The 3440-nt window shown below is 43.3% G+C and carries 2 protein-coding genes; both read left to right on the top strand.

What is annotated here, in order from left to right:
• Positions 1-2558, top strand: a 2558-nt coding sequence (locus BV375_RS01475) for a CHAT domain-containing tetratricopeptide repeat protein (protein WP_143841943.1), incomplete at its 5' end; no start/stop codon positions are given.
• A 353-nt stretch (positions 2559-2911) separates the two neighbouring features.
• On the top strand, positions 2912-3440 hold a 529-nt coding region (locus BV375_RS01470; RefSeq protein WP_243713808.1), incomplete at its 3' end, for a tetratricopeptide repeat protein.

Here is a 3440-nt window from a genome sequence, read left to right as displayed (position 1 = left end):
CTACTCTAATTAGTTTCGGCGCAGTTTACGACGCTTTAGGGGAAAAGCAGAAAGCCTTAGAATATTACAACTCTGCGCTACCACTGTATCGTGCGGTGGGCGACAGGAGTGGTGAAGCTACTACTCTGGTTAATTTTGGCGCAGTTTACGACGCTTTAGGGGAAAAGCAAAAAGCATTGAAATATTACAATACTGCGCTACCGCTGTATCGTGCAGTGGGCAATAGGGGTGGGGAAGCTTCTACTCTAGTTAGTTTCGGGAAAGTTTACGAAGCTTTAGGGGAAAAGCAGAAAGCTTTAGAATATTACAACTCTGCGCTACCACTGTATCGTGCGGTGGGCGACAAGAGTGGTGAAGCTACTACTCTGGTTAGTTTTGGCACAGTTTACGACGCTTTAGGGGAAAAGCAGAAAGCTTTAGAATATTACAATACTGCGCTACCACTGTATCGTGCTGTGGGCAACAGGAGTGGGGAAGCTTCTACTCTAAATAATATCGGGAAAGTTTACGACGCTTTAGGGGAAAAGCAAAAAGCATTGAAATATTACAATACTTCACTACCACTGTATCGTGCAGTGGGCAATAGAGGTGGTGAAGCTACTGCTCTGGTTAGTTTCGGGAAAGTTTACTCCGATTTAGGGGAAAAGCAAAAAGCCTTAGAATATTACAACTCTGCATTACCACTGTATCGTGCGGTGGGCGACAGGGGTGGGGAAGCTACTACTCTAAATAATATCGGCGCAGTTTACAACGATTTAAGAGAAAAGCAGAAAGCTTTGGAATATTACAATACTGCACTACCAATGTATCGTGCAGTGGGCAACAAGAGTGGGGAAGCTAATACCCTTTTCCACCTCGCCTATCTAGAACAAAGTCGCGGTAACTTGCAAGCAGCCCGCACTAACATAGAAGCGGCTATCAAAATTATTGAAGAATTACGCACAAAAATCGACAGGGAAGAACTTCGCACTTCCTACTTTGCTACAGTTCAGGGTTATTACAAATTCTATATTGACCTGCTGATGGAACTGCACAAAAAAGATTCATCAAAAGGATACGATGCATTAGCTTTGCACGTGAGCGAACGCTCCCGCGCTAGAAGTCTCATAGAGTTATTAAACGAAGCAAATGCCAAAATTTTCAAAGGCTCAAATCCAGAACTCATAAAACAGGAACGTAGCTTACTACAGCAAATTGATGCTAGAGATACGCTGCGACAAAATTTACAAACCTCATCAAATAAAAACGACCCCACCACCAAAGCAACCATTCAAAAATTAACAACCGAAATCAGCAATCTCCTTAGCCAATACCAGGAAGTGCAAGCAAAAATCCGTACTACTAACCCGGAATATGTGAAATTGACAAATCCAGATCCAGATAAAGACATTCTCAAATTACCGCAAATCCAACAACAGCTCGATAAAGACACTCTGCTATTGCAATATTCTTTGGGTAAAGAACGCAGCTATTTGTGGGCTGTTACTCCCACATCCATGCAAGCTTACACACTTGCTGGAGGAGAGGAGATAAAAAAAGCTGCTGAAAAATTCCATACAAGTTTACAGCAAGAAACAGTCAGTGACTTAAGCATTGAAAACGCCAAACAACTTAGTAAACTCATCCTCGCACCTGTTGCCGATCAACTAGCCCAAAAGCGTTTGGTAATTGTTGCTGATGATGGGTTGCAAACCATTCCTTTTGCGGCTTTGGCTGATTTAACCGCAAATAAATACCAACCACTGTTAATAAACCATGAAATTGTCAATTTACCCTCAGCTTCAACCATCGCTTTCCAACGCCAACAACTCGCCAAGCGCCAACCAGCACCTAAAGCTTTGGCCATTCTCGCTGACCCAGTATACAGTGCTACCGACTCACGAGTGACAGGTAAACCAGCAAATTCTCAAATTGCCCCAAATCTCGAACTTGAACGTTCTGCTCTCAATCGTTCCGCCAGAAGCGTCAAACGCGATGGTTGGGACAGGCTAAAAAATACAGCAACAGAAGCAAAAGAAATTTTAAAGTTAATACCTTCAAAAAACAGCCTGGAAGCCTTAAATTTTGATGCTAACTACAACTGGGCAACGAGCAGCACCCTAACTCAATTTCGGATCTTACATTTTGCTACTCACGGTTTTGTCAATCAAGACCAACCAGAACTATCCGGGATTGTACTGTCATTAGTTGATAAAAAAGGCAACCCCATCAGCGGCTACTTGCGCTTGGCAGATTTATTTAACCAAGATTACCCAGCAGAGTTAATTGTTTTAAGTGCTTGCGAAACCGGACTTGGTAAAACCGTCAACGGTGAGGGATTAGTCGGCTTAACACGCGGGTTGATGTATGCAGGTGCAGCGCGGGTTGTGGTGTCACTGTGGCAGGTTAATGATGAAGGTACATCGGTACTGATGCAGGAATTTTACAAACAGATGTTGAAGCAAAACAAAACTCCGGCTGAGGCGATGCGTGCAGCACAGAAGACGTTATGGCAAGGCTCAGATTGGCATAGTCCTTATTATTGGGCGGGTTTTACCGTGCAGGGGGAATGGCGATAGGAAAGGCAGTAGAGGAACAGAGGTTTTTATTATCTGGGCAATTGCGGAGTTATTGAGTATAAAATTTGGTACTTACGCAATATAGAACAATTTTCGTGATACCAAAAATTGTGCGACAATTTGGGCGATCGCGCAATTTTTATTCACAGTAACAGATGCACTCCATTACAGACAGGTGGGATTATTGTGAGCGATCGCTAAATTACAACTACAGCATAGATACACCCCAAGGTCGAATTATTCTCAGTGGTAAAGGGATTACCTATTGATCGTAGATATGGTTTCCAGACGCGAAAACTGCATAAGTCCTCATCCCTCTGAAATAGATGTAAAGGAAGCGAGGAACAACACCTATGAGCAGCTATAAGTTTAAGCTTTACAGTTTAAGTAGTTGGCGGAATATATCTGCTGTCATTGCAACTGGAGGAAAGCAATCCCAAGCCCCTGCGATTGCTTTGTCTTACTACGTTCCACCTGCAATGACTAGACTACGTTTATTTATTAATATCCAATTAATCTGCTTGCTGAGTGCCGTTTTATTATCCGAGTCAGTCGGGGCAAAAGTAACACTCAAACAGATGCAAATTGCACAGCAGCCAACCATAACACAGCCAAATGCAACCCGCGCCGCAGCAAAAAAAGTCTTTGATGAAGGGACGGCACTTTATAAACAAGATACACCAGCATCTCTGCGACAGGCAATAGAAAAATGGCAAGAAGCGCTGGTATTGTGGCAGAAGGCAGGAGATAAAAAAGGGCAAGCTGTTACCTTGCTTAGTATTGGCAGAGTGTATGACGCTTTAGAAGAAAAGCAGAAAGCTTTAGAATATTACAACTCTGCACTACCACTGTATCGTGCGGTGGGCGACAGGAGTGGGGAAG

This window comes from Nostoc sp. 106C (assembly GCF_002154725.1).
Taxonomy (GTDB): Bacteria; Cyanobacteriota; Cyanobacteriia; order Cyanobacteriales; family Nostocaceae; genus Aulosira.
This window is presented reverse-complemented; position numbering and strand designations above follow the sequence as displayed.